The following is a 19708-nucleotide window of genomic DNA, read 5'->3' as shown; positions in this document are numbered from 1 at the left end:
TTAATTGCTAAACATAAAATCAATTTCCATTAATTCACATCTTCCATTATTGCAAGTATTTGCATTATTTGGATTTAAGAAATTACCATTACCCCTTCTAAAACTACCATCTCCAGTGCAATCAAACTGATTTAAGTATTCTCCTAATACATTATCTCTATTTCCAACTAAACCAATTAAAGTTAATGCCTCTATTTGATATCTTCCATTTGCCGTAACAGAAAGCTCTAAGCTTCTTAAATTATTAGCAGGTCTTACTAATTCTAAATATTCTTCTTCGCTTATATTTTCATTATTTGTTGGAATTACCACAACCCCGTGATTTGTAATAACTATAGGAATAGCGTGAGCTCTACCATTACTAAGGCTTACTAAAGCTATATATAAAGAACCAGCAGGAGAGCGGGTAAGTCTTATTAATTCTCTACCAATATCATCTCCAGTATAAACTGAACTTAAACTCCAATCAAATCTTGGCAATATATTTCTAGTTAAAGCCCAAATCGCCCTAACTCCTCTATGATAAATTGGCTCTCCGAATACCAACTCATTTCCCCAAAAGTTAAAAGCTCCTTGCATTAGATTATATAATGCTGGATTTCTTCTTTGAAAAGATATAAAAGGACTTCTATGCTCGCTATAATCAAATAAATAACCATTATTATCAAGTGCTAAATCAGGATTATATGGATATACTTGAGTTAATAAAGATACTATTTCAAAAGTTTGCAGCATACAAATTCCACAAATTCCACTAGCATCATTACTACTATCACTTGTTCTTGTTATCGCATAAAGTCTTCTTATCCAATTCTCATCTAAAACATTAAAATTAGCTAAGTTAAAGAAATTTAAATCTCTTTTTACTCTTCTTTCATTTCCACATTTGTGCGAATTAAATCCCGCATTTCTATAATTAAAATTCCATAAATCATACACACTACTATCAAAGAAAAATTGAGTATTCTTTAAAGAACTTCCCGCAAGATTAATTTTATAATAATCTTTTGTAACAACAAATAATCTTCCTAAATCACTACCCCTTGCAACTTCTAAAATATTATTTTTATTATCCACTATAAAAGAACCATCAAATAGATTTAAATTCCAATAAAAATCATTCTCTCTATCTTCAAAATTACATTTCTCAAATCTTAAATAACTAGCATTTAAATTAGATAAATTGGTCTTTAAACATTCAAAATTACCATTGTTATATAAAGCAATTTTACCTGAACTAAAATCATAATAAAAATTAGTTGGATTATTTTTATTTGCATTATTTTTACCCAAATAATACTTAGTTCTAACTCCACTTGTTCTATTTTCTACATAAAAATATATTGGTGTTTTTAAAGCATAATTTACAGGTGGCGCAATAGCTTCAAGCCATTCTTTCATAACGCCTTCAAAAATTTTTATTTTATTACCAAAATTATTTTTAGTAGCCACTAATAAGAAGTTTTTTTCTGTAATTTTCATATTTGAAAATGCTTTTAAGCTAAAAGCATCATTATTAATATCAAACCATTGAGATTTATCGTTTAATACACAAGGGCGAAGTTCTACATAATCACTCCCCATCTTGCCATTTTTCATTCTATCCCCAAGCGACGCACAAACCCAGCTATCATTATATCTAAAAGCAAGTCTTTTATATACATCATATCTTGTGATACTTGAGTTCTTACAATCTTGCATACCTACTAGCAATCTTCCATCAGCTAACTTAGGGCTAAGACAAAATAATTTTCCATCGTGTGATTGAACAAATAGTCTTGAATCTTGAATTTTATCAGCCTTATGTTGAGTAATAGAATCAGCAAAAAGTATTATATTTAATAAAAATACAACTAATATTTTCTTCATATTTTCTCCTTTTTTATATCATATAATAAAAATTATTATTAAGGAAAGCAAATGTTAGTTAAATACGATAGTTTTTATCCTAATTTAAATAAATCAGTTTTTGTAGCAAATGGAGCTAAAATCATTGGAGATACTACAATTGATGAATATTCATCAATATGGTTTAATGCAGTTATTCGTGCAGATGTAGCTAATATAAAAATAGGAAAATACACAAATATCCAAGATAATTCTACAATTCATGTAGCAAGAGCTTTATATGATGAACTAGGAGTTGAGATTAGCCCTAAAACACCTTGCATAATAAAGGATTTTGTAACCATTGGACATAACTCTATAATCCACGCTTGCACGATAAATTCCAATGTATTAGTAGGAATGGGAAGTGTGATTATGGATGGAGCAGTTATTAATGAAAACTCAATAATAGGTGCAAATTCATTAGTAACTAAAAATAAAGTTTTTCCACCAAATTCATTAATTCAAGGAAGTCCTGCAAAAGTTGTTAGAGAATTAAGCAATGAAGAAATAAAAGCTATTAAAAACCAAGCTTTAGAATATGCAGAAGTTAGTAAAAAATATCTGGAAAATTCTTAAAATCAAATTCCTTAAATTTTTAAGGAATTTAAATATTTTTTTATTTTATTTGCAAAAATACTTGCAAACTCTGGCTTTTTATCAAAATACAAAGCAGGTTCAATACATTCAATTTCATTTATATAAAGCCTATCAGCCAAAAACACATCACACCTTGCATAAAAGCTATCTTTTGGAATATATTTGCTAGCTAAAGATATAAGCTCATCGCTTGGATTAAAATCATCTATTTTTACACCATAATTATAGTTTGCTCTAAAATCATTATTTTTAGTTCTTAAAATACTATATTGATATGCTCCTTCAAAAAATACCAAACAAGCTTCGCTATCGTGATTAATGTATTCTTGAATTAAGGCTTTATCTTTATAAAATTGTAAATTAATATCATCATTAAACCTTGCCACACCATTTCCGCTTTGACCTATTAAGGGTTTTATGATTTGATTTGGTTTTAATTTTATATCTTTAATATCTACAATATTAGATTTTACAGCGTCTTTTATATCTAGTAAATATGATTTATCTAAGTTTTTTCTAATTAATTTTGTATTATTTATCAAAATAATATTATTTAACTCACAAAAATCTAAAAATCTCAAAAACTCATCTACTTTAAGAGAATAATCCCAAACACCAAGTGGCAAAATAACACAATCTTTTAAATTCTCATACTCTTGCCACACAAAAAACTCACACTCAAAACCCAAGCTCAAAAACTCATTTTTAAGTATTCTAAGACCTATAGAGCCCTCTTTATAAATATCTTGCATTGCTATATAAATTTTCATTTTGTTCCTAAAAGTGATATTAAAGGCTTATTTTCATCAGCTAAAACATTTACATTTACATCATATAAATCTTTTAACATTTGCTTTGTGATAATGTCATTTGCTAAACCTTTTTGATAAACTAAATTTTTATGTAAAACTATAAGCTCATCGCAAAACCTTGAAGCTAAATTTAAATCGTGCAAAACAACAATACTAATTAAGTTTTTAGTATAGGTTTGCTTTTGTAAAGCTTCAAGCAATAAGCATTGATAATGCAAATCTAAAGCACTCACAGGCTCATCAAGTAATAATGCTTTTGGCTCTTTTGCTAACACTTGAGCAAAACTTATCATCTGCCTTTGTCCGCCTGAAAGTGCGTTTATATTTTTATTAGCTAAATGATTAATATTTAAACCTTTCATTATATTCAATGCAAATTCTAATTCTTCATCTTTTATAAAAAGCCCTAATTTTTTTAATTTTCCAAGCAAAACTACTTCTAAAGCACTAAGATTTGCATTAGAATTAAAATCTTGCAACATATAAGCAATATTGTTTTGCCAAGATTTATAAGTTTTTTTATTTAAAATAAAATCATCTAAACTAATTTTTCCATCTGCTTTTACTCTGCCAAAAATAGCATCTAAAAGCGAACTTTTACCAGCGCCATTTGCACCTATTATTGCATATATTTTTCCATTTTCAAATTCTAAATTGATTTTATCTAATATTAAATTATTAGCTCTTTTAACATTTACATCTTTTAAGATTAGCATACCCTTCTCCTACTATAAACTATAAAAAAGAAAAATGGCACTCCAACAAAAGAAGTAACAATTCCAATAGGAAATAAAGTCCCTATTACTATAATCTTTGAAATCACAGAAGAAAAACTTAAAAATACAGCACCAATTAACATAGATGTAAGCATATAAAATCTTTGGTCTTCTCCTACAAGCATTCTAGCTATATAAGGAGATACAAGCCCAATAAATCCAATAACTCCTACAAAAGAAATAGCCGTTGCACTCATAATTGATACAATTAGCAATGCTTTAAATCTAAGATAAGATAAATTAACGCCCAAAACTTCAGCCCTATTTTCACCTAATCTAAAAGCACACAACGCCCAACTATCCTTTATAAGTAAAATAACACAAATAATCGTAACCACTCCAACTATAATTACATTAGTCCAATTTGATTTTTGAAGTGAGCCAAAAAGCCAAAAAACAATTTGTTGAGAAATTTCAGGCGCACTTATGTATTGAACTAAGGATAATAATGATTGAAATAAAAATAAAAGCGCAATACCTACTAAAATTAACATTTCAGAACTAAAAGCTCTTGATTTTGCAAACAAAAACAAAACACTAGAACAAACCATAGTCATAGTAAATGCACCAAGTGGAACAGCAAAATAAAGACTAATTCCTGCAAATCCAAATGCAATCACAAGTGAAGCTCCAAAACCAGCCGCAGCAGCTAGTCCTAAAGTATATGGACTTGCCATAGGATTGTTAAGTAAAGTTTGAATTAATGCTCCACCATAACCTAAAGCAGCACCCACAACTAAAGCCATAACAGCCATAGGTAATCTTAATGAATGTGTGATTATATACGATGTATTATCAACTTCAATATCAATAAAAAACGCTTTTAAAATTGATTTTACAACTTCAATAGGACTTATCATAGATGGACCTACAGCTATATCACACACAAAACCCAAAATACCCAAAAATATAAAAAATACAATAATTACAAATTTTTTTCGCTCATATTTTCTATGAGCGATTATTTCTTTACTTAAATTCATCTTTTATCACTTAGCTTGGATACCAAAAGAACCTGTTGGAATTATCGGAAGATATTTTTTGTGATAATCAATATAAGTTTTAATAGGGTCTATATCTTTGAATAAATCAGGATATAAAGCTTTAGCAATAAATTGCACCATAGAAGCATCAACTAGTGTTCTACTAGCTCCTTGATATACTGCAAAAAGTCTATTATCTTTTATAGCTGGCAAACTATCCCAACCTGCTCTAGTTTTAAAACCATTTAGCCTTTTATTTGCTTCTTCTTCATTAATTCCAATACCCATTACCATAGCTTCTGGATTTTTCTTAAGTTCAGTTTCACGACCAGCAATTATTATTACATCAGGCTTACTTGCTAAAACTTCTTCAGGATGAATTGGCATCCATTTTTCTACAAGTGGTGCTGCTATATTATCCCCACCTGCAAGGTCAATTAAAGCACCCCACATATCTTTACCAAAAGTATAACTATGCTCTTTTGGACCAAGATTTCCAAATTCTATATAAATTTTTGGCTTTTTAAGATTTGCTTTTTTAATTCTTTCTTGCACATCATCAATTATGCCTTTATAAAAACTTATAAGCTCATTTGCTCTTGCTTCGTTGTTTGTAATTTTTCCTATAACTTCGGTGCTTCTTATGTGTCTTTCAACACTTTCGCGGTTGTAATCAAGTATTACAATAGGAATATTTGCTTTATTAATTGGTTCAAGCTGGTCTTTTATCATCTCATATTGCCAATCAGCTAATACTAATAAATCAGGTTTTAAAGATAATACCTTTTCAACCGAAAATGTACTTAGCTCAACTTCTCCAACATCAGCTATATTATTTAACTCCGGTAAGACTTTAATATAAGCGTCCCAGCTAGCAGGAGTCCAACCAGTCCAAACTTCCTTAGAAAATCCTACTACATTTTTTAAAGCGTCCTTACCACCTACTGCTAAAAAGTCAGTATAGTAAAATCCAAGAACTATTCTTTTAGCAGGCAAATCAACCTTAACTTCTCTATCTAAAACATCTTTAATTACTTCCACTTTAGCATTAGCACCAACACATAAAACACTCGCCACAACTAAGCTTTTTAATAAGCCTTTAAACATTAGTTCTCCTTAATAATGATAATAAGAACTAATATTTTAAATAAAAAATATTAATAATAATTATTAATTTTAAAATTTTAAATACTTCTTAGTTTTTTAATCTCATCTCTATAAAACGCTGCTTGTTCAAAATCAAGCTCTTTTGCTGCTAGGTGCATTTTTTCTCTTAATTCATTTACTAATTTTGCTCGCTCGTTTGCTGGCATTTTTTCTATTTTTGATTTTTTTATAGAAACATTATCTTCGTTTTGTTTTAAAGTCTTTTCTAATTTTCGCTCAACACTTCTTGGAGTAATTTTGTGCAATTTATTATAAGCTTGTTGCAAGCTTCTTCGCTCACTCGTAATATCTATTGCTTCTTGCATTGATTTTGTAATTTTTTTAGCATATAAAATTACTTTTCCATTGACATTTCTGGCTGCTCTTCCCATTGTTTGAATTAAACTCGTAGTTGAGCGTAAAAAGCCTTCCTTATCAGCGTCTAAAATAGCTATAAGACTAACTTCAGGTAAGTCAAGTCCTTCACGAAGCAAGTTAATTCCAATTAGCACATCAAAATCTGCATTTCTAAGACCAATTATTAATTCATTTCGCTCAATTGCATCAATATCAGAATGCATATATTTACATTTTATCCCTAATTCTGTGTAGTATCTTTGCAATTCTTCTGCCATTTTTTTTGTAAGTGTTGTGATTAATACACGCTCATTTCTTGCAATCACCTTTTTAATCTCATCATATAAATGCTCTATTTGGTTTTCGCTATCAATTATGCTAATTTCAGGGTCAAGCAGTCCTGTTGGACGCATAATTTGCTGATAAACACACTCACCACTAAGCTCAAGCTCTAATTCAGCAGGAGTTGCACTTACAAATAAAAAAAAGCAATCTTTATTAATAAACTCATCAAATTGTAATGGTCTATTATCTAAAGCACTTGGCAATCTAAAGCCGTATTCAACTAGCACTTCTTTTCTAGCTCTATCGCCTGCAAACATTCCCCTAAATTGTGGCAAACTAACATGGCTTTCATCTACAATTACTAAAAATGGCTTTTGTTTTATTTTAAAATAATCAAATAAAGTATAAGGAGTTTCTCCTGCATTAAGCCCACTTAAATGTCTTGAATAATTTTCTATTCCTTTAGTCATTCCTGTAGTTTCTAGCATTTCTAAATCAAATTCAACTCGCTGTTCTAAGCGTTGTGCTTCTAATAATTTGCCTTGTTTTTTAAAATATTCTAACCTTTCATCAAGCTCATTTTTAATATCTTTACAAGCTCTTTTAAGCGTTGGAGTAGCGACTATAAATTGATTTGCAGCATAAAGTGTAAATTTATTTAAATCTTTTATTTTTTTATTATCAAAAGTATTAAAAGTATAAATTTTTTCTAATTCATCATCAAAAAATTCTAAGCGAATTGCATCATCTTCATAATAAGCTGGATAAATATCTATAATATCCCCATTTACACGGAAATTCCCCCTATCAAAAAACGCATCATTTCTAATATATCCCATAGCTACTAAATGAAGTAATAATTCTTTTTGTTTATAGCATTTGCCTACTTTAAAAAACTCTACCATATCAATATATTCAGCAGGATTTCCTAATCCATAATTAGCACTTACACTTGCAATACAAACGCAATCATCGTATGCTAAAAGCGAAGCAGTTGAGCTTAAACGAAGCCTTTCTAAATCATTATTAACCGAGCTATCTTTTTCTATAAATGTATCAGTTCTAGGAATATAAGCTTCAGGTTGATAATAATCATAATAGCTTATGAAATACTCCACATGATTATTCGCAAAAAAGCCTTTAAATTCGCTATAAAGCTGAGCGCAAAGTGATTTATTATGGCTCATTATTAAAGTAGGCATTTTAAGTTCATTGATCACATTTGCCATTGTAAAGGTTTTACCCGAGCCTGTAACTCCTAAAAGAGTTTGATATTTTTGTCCATTTTTTACACCATTTACAATTTTTTCTATTGCTTGTGCTTGGTCAGGTGATGGTTTATAATTACTAATTAACTCAAACATTTTAATCCTAAAAAATAATTTTTATTATTATATTAACTATAAATAATTAAAATCACAGCTTTAAAATTTGATTAAGGATAAACAAAATGAGCGATAACATAACAAGCACACTAAGTAATAAAATAGTAGAATTAATGGAAAAATATAAATATTTAGTAAGCGAAAACGAAAGACTTATGAATGAATTAACTCAAGCAAAAGCTAAATGTGAAGCACAATCATATGAAATTAGTAAATTAGAAGAAGAGTTATTAAATAAAAATCTAATTGAAGAAGAAACCTTAAAAGCAATAGAGCAAGTGCTTGGAAACAACAACTAAATTTACGATAACCTTAGGAGCTAGGGGCTATAATTTTAATGTTCCATCTAAAGAATTTTTAGCTTATTTAAATGATGATATAAATAAGCTAAAAAATCCTACAAAAAATATAGAAATACCACAATTTATTAATTTATATCTTAAAAAAAGTTACTCACACTTTCAATTAGTGCAAGAATTTGAAAAAATACAAAAAGAGAATTTAAAACTTAAAGAAGAGAATTTAAATCTTAAATCAGAGTTACAAAAACAAAACGATTATTTGATAAATATTATAAATATTCTTGACAATAAAGGAAAAATAGATGAAAAAAGCATTTAGTATGATAGAAATGATTTTTGCTATTGCTGTTATAGGAATATTAGCAGGAATTGCAATTCCTAAAATGATGGCTAATAAAGACACAGCACATATAGTGCAATTAAAAGAGCAAGTTGAAGCTATTAGAAAAGGTATTGAAGCCTACGCTGGAGCTAAGTATATAGAAACAGGTAGCAAGGATTATCCAGATGGATTATGTTATAATTCAAGTGGAAATATTGATAGTTGTACAGATTCTTTAAATAAAAACAGATTAATTTTTCAAGTAGTTATGCAAACACCTCCAGTAGCTAATGTAAATTGGATTGGCTGGACTAATTCTTTAACCAAACCAATATTTTTATATAAAATCAAGAAAAATATTCAAAAAGGTTATTTGTTTGAATATGATAAAGAAAATGGAACTTTTAAGTGTATAAATTCACATAGTAAGTGTGCTGCAAACACTTGTGCTTTACCTTGTAAAGACTTAGGAGAATAAGATGAAAAAAGCTATGAGTATGATGGAAATTATATTTGTAATAGTGATTATTGGTATATTAGCTGGCGTTGCTATTCCTAAATTATTTGTAGGTCGTGATGATGCACAAATATTAAAATTAAAAGAAACACTAGCTCTAATTCGTTCAGGTATAGGACAATATAAGCAAAATAGTCTTTATACAGATGGCACTTCAAAATATCCAGAAGGCTTATGTTTAAATACCTCTAAAGATAGTGGGATTTCGTGCAATGGTGCTAAGGAATTTTTTGGTGCAGTAATTAAAAATCCAGTAAAAAAAGGTTCAACACAAGGTATGTGGGATGCTTGGACACAAGCCCATAAAGATATTAATAATCAGACTTTTATATTTTATACTACCAATTCTAAAAAAGGCTATGTTTTTCAATACAACAAACAAGATGGTACTTTTAAATGTTTAAATAATTTTAATGATGCAAATAAGCAGATTTGCTTAGCTAAAACTTGTGCTCTTCCTTGTAAAGATATAGGTGAAACAGGATATGAAAGCAAATAAAAAAGCCTTTACTATGATAGAGTTAATATTTGCGATAGTTATTATCGGGATATTATCGGCTGTAGCTTTACCTAATTTTTTTGATTTAAAATTTAAATCTGATATAGCTAGCTTAAAATCAGAAATTGAAGGTATTAATGGCAAAATTAACGCTCAACTACTAAAAAATGTAATGGTAGGACAAGTATCAAGTTTTGAAACTTTGGATAATTTAAATTCTTCTGGAAAACCAATTGAACCTGATAAAATTTTTACAGCTTTATTTAAAGATGGCTTAGATAGAGGAGATGAGAATAAAGGTTGGCTTTTTTTAGCAAGAACAATAGCTACAAGCGATAAAGCATACTCTGCTTGGACTGATTTATATAACCCAGCTTATAAACCAGATAAAGATTTTCAAGATTACTTAGATAAAGAAAAGAAAGATAGTAATCTTATAGAAAATGAGAAAATGGAACTATATAGATACACATTTAATTCTAATATATATTATAAATTTATTTATAGAAGTATAAAATCAGAATTAATATGCGTAGAAGCAGTATGTAATAAGTGTAATAAGAAAAGAATTGATTCAATTAAAAATATGATTCCTTGTATCAAAAAAGCTTCTTGATGAATTATTACAAAGTAGCGATTTTAGGACATAATTTAGAAACTTTAACCTATGAAAGTGATGAAGAAATTAAACCATTTTCAAAGGTTGAAGTAAAATTACATAATAAAAATTGTCTTGCAATTGTTATTAATAAATGTGAAAAGCCAACTTTTAACACCAAACAAATAATAAGTATTTTCAATGAATTTCTAACTGATAATCAAATGAAATTAGCAGAATTTATGAGTAAATATTACGCTGCTAATATATCTTTATGTCTTGATAGTTTTATACTAAGCAAAAATATATCTAATACTAAAAATAATTTAAATATAAATATAAATTTACAACTAAATGAAAAACAACTTTTGTGTCTAAATAGTTTACAAAATAATAAAATGAATTTGGTTTTTGGAGATACAGGAAGTGGAAAAACTGAAATATATGCAAAATTAATTCAAGAATGCCTTAATGAAGGAAAACAAGCATTGTTTTTAATGCCAGAAATCAGCCTAACTCCACAAATGCAAAAAAGAATGAAAGTATATTTTAAAGATTTATTCATTACTTGGCATAGCAAAATTACTAAGGCTAAAAAACAAAAAGATTTAATAGAATTTGAATTAGGAAATAAGCCTTTAGTAATTGGTGCTAGGTCAGCACTTTTTTTACCTTTTAGTAATTTAGGATTAATTATCGTAGATGAAGAACACGATAATTCGTATAAATCTTCAAAATATCCATGTTATAACGCAAGAGATTTGGCAATTTATCTAGCAAGTATTACAAATGCAAAAATCATTTTAGGCTCTGCAACACCAAGTCTTCAAAGTTTTTATAATCAAAATATAAATAAATTTAGATTAAAAGGCACATATTTTCAAAGCGAAAAAGAAATTCTTTTTGACGATAGTCTTGAGACACCTAGCTCTAATTTACTTGATTTATTAGAAGATAATTTAAATAAAAAAGAGCAAAGTATGATATTTTTGCCAGTGCGTGGTAATTATCGTCAAGTTGTATGCAAGGATTGTAATTCAAGAAAAGTTTGTCCTAATTGCTCTGTGGCAATGAGTTTACATAATAAAACATATAAATGCCATTATTGTGGTAAAAAAGAGTATTTAAAAAATACTTGCGATAATTGTGGTAGCGAAATATTAGAAAGCAAAATAATAGGAACAGCTCAATTATGCGAAGAATTAAAAAAGGCTTTACCTAATGCAAATATTGCAAAATTAGATAGCGATGAATTAAGCTCGGCAACTAAACTTAAAGAAATACTAGAAGAATTTGAATTAGGAAATATAGATATTTTAGTAGGAACTCAACTAATATCAAAAGGACACGATTATAAAAATGTTACATTTTGTGCTATTTTAGGACTTGATGAATATTTATTCTATCCTGATTATAAAGCTCGTGAAAATACACTTGCCCTTGCTATTCAAGTAGCTGGTCGTGCAGGAAGAGGCAAAAAAGCTAAAGTGTTAATAAATACTCAAAATAAAGATTTTTTTGAAAAATATTTACAAAATTATGATGAATTTTTAGAAGATGAGAAATTTTTTAGAACTAATTATCCACCATTTAAAAGACTATTAAGATTAATTATTGCATCAAAAAACGAAATAGAAGCAAGTAATTTATGTGAAGACTTGGCAAATCATTTAAAAAATAGTAAAGAAAACGATAATGATTATGAAATAATAGGCTATGGAAAATGTGCTATAGAAAAAATTAACAATAATTATAGATATTATATTTTGCTCCGTTCAAATAAAAAAATGTTACTAAGTAACCTAGCCTTGCACTACAAACAGTTACAAAAAGTAACAATTGATATAGACCCTATACATTTTTCTTGACAAAACTACTTTTTTATTATCTAAAGCATTTATAATCTTTTTAAAAATTTTAAAGGAGTTAATATGGCATTTTTAGAAGAATACCAAAAATTAGTTGAAGAGCGTGCTGCTCTTAATGTCCCTGCATTGGTTTTAAATGTAGCTCAGACAAAACAATTATGTGAGCTTTTGGAAAACAACGATAAAAATAGCGAAAAATTAAAAGATTTATTAGCTAATCGTGTTGGTGTTGGTGTTGATGATTCTGCGCTTATTAAATGTGATTTCTTAGAAAAAATACTATTTAACAATAGTAAATGTACCTGTATAAATAAATCTGAAGCAATATCAATGCTAAGCACAATGCTTGGAGGTTATAATGTAAGAGTATTACTTAAAGCTTTAGAAAACAATGAAATTGCAGAGCTTGCTGCAAATGCTTTAACTAATATTATTTTCGTTCATGATGGTTTTGATAAAGTTGCTGAATTACATAAAAAAGGAAATAAATTCGCAACCAAAGTTCTAACAAGTTGGGCTAATGCAGAATGGTTTATTAAAAGACCTGAAGTAGCATCTGAAATTGAATGTATATGCTTTAAAGTAAATGGAGAAACAAATACAGATGATTTAAGTCCAGCAAGTGAAGCATTTACTAGAAGTGATATTCCTTTACACGCACAAGCAATGCTAGTTAGAAGACAACCAGGTAGTATTGAAAAAATAGAAGAACTTAAAAAATCTGGCATTCAAGTAGCTTATGTAGGTGATGTTGTAGGAACTGGCTCAAGCCGTAAATCAGCAATAAATTCAGTTCAATGGCACATAGGTGAAGATATAAAAGGAGTTCCAAATAAACGCACAGGCGGTGTGATTTTAGGACAAACTATTGCTCCAATTTTTTTCAATACCGCTCAAGATAGTGGTGCTTTACCAATAGTTTGTGATGTTACAAATCTTGAAATGGGAGATAGATTTGTTGTTGATATTGCAAACGGACAAATTAAAAAAGATGGTAAAGTTGTTTCAACTTTTGAAATAAATCCAAATACTCTTTTAGACGAAGTTCGTGCAGGTGGCAGAATTCCACTAATCGTAGGTCGTGGATTATGTGCTAAAGCTAGAGATGTTTTAGGTATGCCAAAAGAAGAAATATTTGAAAAACCATCTCAACCTGAAGTAAAAGTTAAAGGTTATACATTAGCTCAAAAAATGTTAGGTCGTGCTTGTGGTTTAGAAGGCGTTGTTCCTGGAATGTATATAGAGCCAAAAACTACAACAGTTGGTAGTCAAGATACAACAGGACCAATGACAAGAGATGAGATTAAAGAACTTGCTAGCTTAGGATTTAATGCTGATTTTGTATTACAAAGTTTTTGCCATACAGCAGCATATCCTAAATCAAGCGATGTAACAACACACACAACATTACCACATTTTATGAGTTCAAGAGGTGGGGTTTCACTTAAACCAGGTGATGGGGTAATTCATAGTTGGCTAAATCGTTTTGCTATGCCTGATGAAGTTGGAACTGGAGCTGATTCACATACAAGATTTCCAATAGGTATTAGTTTTCCTGCAGGTTCAGGACTTGTAGCATTTGCTGCTGTAACAGGTGCTATGCCACTTAATGTGCCTGAGAGTATTTTAGTTCGTTTTAAAGGCGAATTACAACCTGGTGTTACATTAAGAGATTTAGTAAATGCAATTCCTTATGTAGCTATAAAAGAAGGTTATTTAACGGTTGAGAAAAAAGGCAAAAAGAATATTTTTGCTGGTAAAGTTTTAGAAATTGAAGGCTTAGAAAATCTAAAAGTAGAACAAGCATTTGAATTAAGCGACGCAAGTGCTGAAAGAAGTGCAGCTGCATGTTGTGTTAATTTAAGTAAAGAAAGCATAGCTGAATATTTAACTTCTAATATAAGCTTAATTGATGCCATGATTGAAGCTGGATATGAAGATAAAAATACACTTTTAAGAAGAAAAGCTAGAATGCAAGAATGGCTTAATAATCCTACATTATTAAGAGCTGATAAAGACGCTAGTTATGAGCATATTTTTGAAATAGATTTAAATACTATAAAAGAACCTATCCTAGCTTGTCCAAACGACCCTGATGATGTAGCAACTCTTAGTGAAGTATTAGCAGATAGCAAACGCCCACAAAATATTGATGAAGTATTTGTTGGTTCTTGTATGACAAATATAGGACATTATAGAGCTTTAGGAGAAGTTATTAAAGGTAAAGGTATGCTTAAAACTCGTCTATGGGTAGCACCTCCAACAAAAATGGATAAAGCTCAACTAACAAAAGAAGGATATTATTCAATTTATGGTGCAGCAGGTGCTAGAATTGAAGTTCCAGGATGTAGCTTATGTATGGGTAACCAAGCTCGTGTAAATGATGGAGCTGTTGTGTTTAGTACAAGCACAAGAAACTTTGATAACAGAATGGGTATAGGCGCTCAAGTTTATTTAGGTAGCGCTGAATTAGCTGCTGTTTGTGCTTTACTTGGTCGCTTACCAAACCCAAGCGAATATTTAGAATTAGTAAATGATAAAATAAGCGATAGCAAAAAAGCTAATATCTACAAATATCTAAACTTCAATGAAATTGAAAACTTTAAAGTAGATTAATAATCTAGGGCATTTTGCCCTAGAACAATTTATTAATAAACTTTTATAATAATTAAGCTAAATCAATAAAACAAACAAAAAAGACAAATATAATCTCATTTAAAAATATTATGAAAGGATTTTTATGGAAAGTTTATATCCATTTGCACTTATTATTCACATTTTTTGTGCGATTATTTTTGTTGGTTATTTGTTTTTTGATGTTGTTATATTTAGTCGTGCTAAGAAAAATCTAAGCCAAGAATTAGCACAACAAATTCAAGAAAGCATAACTAAAAGAGCTATTAAGATTATGCCAATTTGTGTAGTATTATTAATACTTACAGGCGGTATGATGATGAGTAGATGGGTTGGTAGCGAGATTGGCTTTTTTGACACTACATTTCAGAAAATTTTTATGCTAAAAGTTGCTTTTGCAAGCTTAATTTTTATAATGGTAGCTATTAGTTTAATTTTCAAATTCGTAATCAAAAAACCAAATCCTTTAAACAAAATAATACACCCACTAGCATTAACTCTAGCTATTCTTATTGTGCTTTGTGCTAAGTTAATGTTTTATGTATAAATTAGTAATATCTTTAATATTTTTTAATATAGCTTTATGTTTATACTTTGCTAGTTTAGATGCTTTTTATAGTATCCAACTAGCATTTTATGCTAATTTAATAATTCCATTTCTAAGCTATTTAAGCCTTAAAAAATCATTACCTAAATTCCAAATTGCTAATACACCTAGATTTTTTATACAAAATACAAACCCTATTTATATACCAAAAAAAGGAATTAAAGAGAATTTTAAAGCAATTAAACATTATAAAATATTTATAAATATATATAAATTTTTAGCCTATGTTTTTTTTATAATACTCGTATTAATATTAATTAATAATAAGCTTTTTAATATAATTGCTTTTTTTGCAAGTTCTTTTGTAATAATTTTAAACTTATTATTAGTAAGGATATTTAAATGATAAAAACAATCAACTCTTTAAGAGCATTATTATTTGCATCTTTGCTATTGTTTGTAGGAAATTCTTTTTTACTAAGCTCAAATTCTATACTACTAAAAAATCTTGGATATGATGAATTTTATGTAGGATTAGTAAGTTCAAGCATATATTTTGGTGCATTAATTAGTACATTTTTTTCTCATAGTCTAATTCAAAAAGTAGGACATATTAGAAGTTTTGGTTTTTTTACTTCACTATTTGCTATAGCTGCAATTTTGCATATATTTACAAAAGAAATATATTTTTGGGCTATTTTAAGATTTACAATAGGATTTTCATACTATACATTATTAGTAATTATTGAATCTTGGATAAATCAAAAATCAAAAAACGAAATTCGCTCACGAATGCTTTCAATTTATGAAATAGTATTTTATTCTGGTTTTGCCATAGGAGTATTATTGTTATATTTTGAACCAGATTACAATAATGTATTTATAATAGCTGTTATAGTGATTTTATTATGTTCGTTACCGCTTAATTTGTTAAAAATCAAACAACCTATCCTTAAAGAAAGGCGTAAAATCAGTATCCCAAATATTTTTAATGTATCAAAATTAGCATTTATATCAGCATTTGTTGGTGGCTTTTTAATGAATGGATTTTTTTCTATGTCTCAGACATATTTTCTAGCATTAAATTACAATATTCAAGATATATCTTTGCTAATTTTCACAGCAATGTTAGGCGGATTTATAGCACAATTATTTATAGGTAAATTTTCTGATACTTATGGTAGAAAAATAGCGATTTTATCTTGCGTAATACTTGCATTTTTTGCAAGTTTAGGGCTATATTTTTTAGCAAGTAACAAAATTGCTATATTTATTTTATGCTTTTTCCTTGGAATGGGTCTTTTTTGTGTATATGCTTTAGCACTTGCAAGGGCTAGTGATAGAGCAAAAGAAAGCTCGCAAATGCTTGAAATCGGAAGAACGCTAATGTTTGCTTATGTTTCAAGCTCTGTTTTATCTCCTATAATTTTAGGCTTTATGATAAGTAATTTTGGAGCTAATGCTTATATTTTAGTTTATATAGTTTTATTGTTTTTCTTAGCTATTTTTACTCTTACCCAACCAAAAATTGACGCTGTAAATAGAATAGAATTTGAGCAAAAACCAAGTCAATTTGTGCATTTAGGCAACGATGAATAATATAAATACGACTTTAAATTCTTTAGTAAATAGTGATTTAGGGCTAAAGCAACAAGGGAATTTAAAACCCAATGTAAAAGATACAAAAGATATTAAAGAACCCTTAAAAGAAGGTAGTTCATTAATAAACGAAGCCTTAAGCGAAGATGAAACACTAGAGCTAGGTCTTAAAAAAATCGTAAATAAATTACTTGATGGAATAAAATCAAGTAAAGATTTAAACCAACTAGGCGAAAATGCAAAAAACATAAATATTTCAAAAAATATTGCTCAAGATATTAAAGAATTAAAAGCAATTTTAAGCAAGGATAAGGATTTAGAAGTATTTGTAAATAAACTTGATAATTTATTAAATACCAAAATGCAAGATTCAAAAGCCTTATTTCAAGCTTTAAATAATTCAGGAGTATTTTTAGAGAGCAAACTAAGAGCTAATCTAAACGAACAAGCCTTACCACAAAGCTTTTTTAGGCTTATTTCATTTATGAAAAATATCAAAACAAGTGATTTAAAAAGTGAGATTTTTAAACTTGGTCAAGAGCAAATGAGTGCCGAAAAATCCCTTGAAAAATTAGAAAATTTTATAAATCAAAAATTAGAAAATAAATCAACCACTACCCCTGTTATAAAAACTTTAGAATTATTAAAAAACGCTAGAGCGTATTTGCAAAAAAATACCGAACCACTAAAACTAATTGAAGTAGCAAATAAATTAGAAGATAAAATCAATAAAGAAATAAAAAACCTAATAAATATTGAGGTTAAAAACGATAAAGTAAAAAGTATATTACCAAAATTAGCAAGTTTAAAAGCTGATATTCAAAACATAAAAAATCTAGCAAAAGAAATCATAAACAACCCATCAAATGTGCAAAATAATTATAAAATTTCAAATAATGAGAATAATATTTTAAGCAAACTTGAAAATATTAAAGAAATTCTAAAAAATAATAATGATATTTATACTAAAGATACTAATAAAATTGAAATAAAAACAACAAAAGAATTTGAAAATAAGGAAAATCAAAAAATCAATAATTTAAATTCTAAAACCACAGATGATAAAATAAAAGCTACTGAAAAACCTATAGAAAAATCAAGTGAAGATATAAAAAGTGATTTAAAAGCTTTACAAGATATAACAAAATCTCAAGATATTAAACAAGAATTAAAATTGTTAAACAATCCAGAAATCAAACAAGCAATCAATCAAAACAATACAATAAGTTCTATTTTAAATAGCGAGAATTTGAGTTTGCAAAATAAAATTGAAAGTTTGACAAAATTACTAAGTGCTAATTTAAAAAATGAAGAAAGTTTTAAAAATTATATAAATACTCAAGAAATAAAAAGCCTAAAAACTCACTTAAATCAAGCCAAAAAAGATATAAATCAGGTTGTAACTAGAACTGCAGAACATATAAACAACTCCATTTCAAACGATGCTAAATCAATACTGCTTCAAACTTCAAAAGTAGCTTTAGCAAAAGATAATAAAGTAGCCTATGATATGAGCCAAAAACTATTAAATCAAATAGAATTAAACCAAATAATATCAGTTGCAAATAATGAAGTAAATACATATTTACCCTACTCTTTAGATGATTTAGATGAATCAAATATTAGTTTTAAAAGTGATAGCGAAGATAAATTTTACGCACAAATTAAGCTAAAATTTAAAAGACTTGGAGCTATTAATATTATGCTTGGTTTAAATCAAGATAAATATTTAGATATTAATATGATGATAGAAAATGATAATTTTAGAGAAATCTTAATCAATCACGCAAGGGGTTTTAAAAAAGATTTAAGAAAAGCTGGTTTAATTACTTCTAATTTCTTTATCAGTAAATTAAGAGAAAGCAAATACGAAGATGAATATACATTAGACTTAGGATTTAATAAAAAAGTATGAGTAAGATAAGAAAAGCCCTAGCCTTAGGCTATAACAAAGATAAAAATAATGCTCCAAAAGTAATGGCAACAGGTAGCGGAGAAATTGCCGAAAGAATTATAAAATTAGCTAACGAGCATAATATTCCTATTAAAGAAGATGAAGAATTATGTGAAGTATTAAGCAAATTAGAATTAGGAGAAGAAATTCCACCTGCAATGTATAAGGCTGTTGCCGAAGTATTTTCATTCATTTATAGAATGTCAAAAGAAATGAAATGATTATTTTTTTAAATATTTATAATAATATTTAAATTAATAAATATCAAGCTTTTAAAATTATTCCATTAACTTATTTTCATATTTTAATATTATAATTTTTATATAACTTAAAAAATTAAGTTTTATTTAAACTAAAAGGAGAATTTATGGAAAAGTTATCTCGTAGAAGCTTTTTAAAAGGTGCAGCAGGAGTAGCAGCTAGTGCGTCAAGTTTAGGTGCTGTTGATTTTGTAGCAGGTGATCCAATAGGTGCAGTAGATGGATTTAGTGCTACGCACTTTGGAGCTTTTTATCCTATTGTTAAAAATAATAAATTAGAAAGCATAATACCATTTGAAAAAGATGAGTGTCCTACAACATTATTACAAGGAGTTTTATCTAGAACCTATGCTCCAGATAGAATTAAAAACCCAAGC

General features: G+C 28.2%; 19 protein-coding genes. 13 read left to right on the top strand and 6 right to left on the bottom strand.

The annotated features are described in order from the left end of the window. Window positions 1-1869, bottom strand: a complete 1869-nt coding sequence (locus AVBRAN12654_RS06640) for a DUF1561 family protein (RefSeq protein WP_336614180.1) — start codon at window positions 1867-1869, stop codon at window positions 1-3. Window positions 1870-1920: 51 nt separating this feature from the next. On the opposite strand from AVBRAN12654_RS06640, the gene AVBRAN12654_RS06635 reads away from it, so the two are divergent. Next, the gene (locus AVBRAN12654_RS06635) at window positions 1921-2466 is read left to right on the top strand and encodes a gamma carbonic anhydrase family protein (protein ID WP_214118397.1); all 546 of its coding nucleotides are present in this window, start codon (window positions 1921-1923) and stop codon (window positions 2464-2466) included. 11 nt (window positions 2467-2477) lie between these two features. Here the strand turns inward: AVBRAN12654_RS06635 and AVBRAN12654_RS06630 are convergent, their stop codons facing one another. The 5 genes from AVBRAN12654_RS06630 to uvrB all read right to left on the bottom strand — a co-directional run bounded on the left by AVBRAN12654_RS06630 (window position 2478) and on the right by uvrB (window position 8210). Beyond that, window positions 2478-3257 (bottom strand): ATP-grasp domain-containing protein, encoded by a 780-nt coding sequence (locus AVBRAN12654_RS06630; RefSeq protein ID WP_336614179.1) that lies wholly within the window; start codon window positions 3255-3257, stop codon window positions 2478-2480. Then, entirely contained in the window at window positions 3254-4015 is a 762-nt protein-coding gene (locus AVBRAN12654_RS06625) for an ABC transporter ATP-binding protein (protein WP_336614178.1), read from the bottom strand. The genes AVBRAN12654_RS06630 and AVBRAN12654_RS06625 overlap by 4 nt, the downstream gene beginning before the upstream one ends. Beyond that, a complete protein-coding gene (locus tag AVBRAN12654_RS06620) occupies window positions 4009-5058 on the bottom strand; it encodes a FecCD family ABC transporter permease (RefSeq protein WP_336612805.1) in 1050 nt (349 codons plus the stop codon). Before AVBRAN12654_RS06620 ends, AVBRAN12654_RS06625 begins: the two co-directional genes overlap by 7 nt. Window positions 5059-5064: 6 nt before the next feature. Beyond that, window positions 5065-6165, bottom strand: a complete 1101-nt coding sequence (locus AVBRAN12654_RS06615; RefSeq protein ID WP_214120343.1) for an ABC transporter substrate-binding protein — start codon at window positions 6163-6165, stop codon at window positions 5065-5067. A 77-nt stretch (window positions 6166-6242) separates the two neighbouring features. Next, window positions 6243-8210, bottom strand: a complete 1968-nt coding sequence (gene uvrB, locus AVBRAN12654_RS06610) for an excinuclease ABC subunit UvrB (RefSeq protein ID WP_336614177.1) — start codon at window positions 8208-8210, stop codon at window positions 6243-6245. An 86-nt stretch (window positions 8211-8296) separates the two neighbouring features. Here uvrB and AVBRAN12654_RS06605 point away from each other — a divergent pair, with 86 nt between their 5' ends. From AVBRAN12654_RS06605 to AVBRAN12654_RS06550, 12 genes are all read left to right on the top strand, one after another. Then, a complete protein-coding gene (locus tag AVBRAN12654_RS06605; protein WP_214118384.1) occupies window positions 8297-8530 on the top strand; it encodes a hypothetical protein in 234 nt (77 codons plus the stop codon). After that, window positions 8514-8852, top strand: coding sequence for a hypothetical protein (locus AVBRAN12654_RS06600; RefSeq protein ID WP_336614176.1), 339 nt, complete (start codon window positions 8514-8516; stop codon window positions 8850-8852). Before AVBRAN12654_RS06605 ends, AVBRAN12654_RS06600 begins: the two co-directional genes overlap by 17 nt. Continuing rightward, window positions 8836-9333, top strand: coding sequence for a type II secretion system protein (locus tag AVBRAN12654_RS06595; RefSeq protein WP_336614175.1), 498 nt, complete (start codon window positions 8836-8838; stop codon window positions 9331-9333). Before AVBRAN12654_RS06600 ends, AVBRAN12654_RS06595 begins: the two co-directional genes overlap by 17 nt. Before the next feature lies 1 nt (window position 9334). After that, the gene (locus AVBRAN12654_RS06590) at window positions 9335-9871 is read left to right on the top strand and encodes a prepilin-type N-terminal cleavage/methylation domain-containing protein (RefSeq protein WP_336614174.1); all 537 of its coding nucleotides are present in this window, start codon (window positions 9335-9337) and stop codon (window positions 9869-9871) included. Further along, window positions 9858-10487, top strand: coding sequence for a type II secretion system protein (locus AVBRAN12654_RS06585; RefSeq protein WP_336614173.1), 630 nt, complete (start codon window positions 9858-9860; stop codon window positions 10485-10487). Before AVBRAN12654_RS06590 ends, AVBRAN12654_RS06585 begins: the two co-directional genes overlap by 14 nt. Beyond that, entirely contained in the window at window positions 10487-12337 is a 1851-nt protein-coding gene (locus AVBRAN12654_RS06580) for a primosomal protein N' (RefSeq protein WP_336614172.1), read from the top strand. Before AVBRAN12654_RS06585 ends, AVBRAN12654_RS06580 begins: the two co-directional genes overlap by 1 nt. A gap of 63 nt (window positions 12338-12400) precedes the next feature. Further along, window positions 12401-14953, top strand: coding sequence for a bifunctional aconitate hydratase 2/2-methylisocitrate dehydratase (locus AVBRAN12654_RS06575; RefSeq protein WP_336614171.1), 2553 nt, complete (start codon window positions 12401-12403; stop codon window positions 14951-14953). Window positions 14954-15077: 124 nt separating this feature from the next. Next, on the top strand, window positions 15078-15518 hold the full coding sequence (locus tag AVBRAN12654_RS06570; RefSeq protein ID WP_214118371.1) for a copper resistance protein CopD: 441 nt from the start codon (window positions 15078-15080) through the stop codon (window positions 15516-15518). Window positions 15519-15920: 402 nt separating this feature from the next. Beyond that, the gene (locus tag AVBRAN12654_RS06565; protein WP_214118368.1) at window positions 15921-17117 is read left to right on the top strand and encodes an MFS transporter; all 1197 of its coding nucleotides are present in this window, start codon (window positions 15921-15923) and stop codon (window positions 17115-17117) included. Next, window positions 17110-19032 (top strand): hypothetical protein, encoded by a 1923-nt coding sequence (locus tag AVBRAN12654_RS06560; protein WP_336609721.1) that lies wholly within the window; start codon window positions 17110-17112, stop codon window positions 19030-19032. The genes AVBRAN12654_RS06565 and AVBRAN12654_RS06560 overlap by 8 nt, the downstream gene beginning before the upstream one ends. Beyond that, window positions 19029-19292, top strand: coding sequence for a FlhB-like flagellar biosynthesis protein (locus AVBRAN12654_RS06555; protein ID WP_214118364.1), 264 nt, complete (start codon window positions 19029-19031; stop codon window positions 19290-19292). Before AVBRAN12654_RS06560 ends, AVBRAN12654_RS06555 begins: the two co-directional genes overlap by 4 nt. A gap of 146 nt (window positions 19293-19438) precedes the next feature. Then, window positions 19439-19708, top strand: a 270-nt coding sequence (locus AVBRAN12654_RS06550; RefSeq protein ID WP_336614170.1) for a twin-arginine translocation signal domain-containing protein, incomplete at its 3' end; no start/stop codon positions are given.

Source organism: Campylobacter sp. RM12654, from assembly GCF_020137585.1.
Taxonomy (GTDB): Bacteria; Campylobacterota; Campylobacteria; order Campylobacterales; family Campylobacteraceae; genus Campylobacter_E.
Note: the sequence above shows the minus strand (reverse complement) of the source record. Positions and strands in the feature narration are given on the sequence as shown.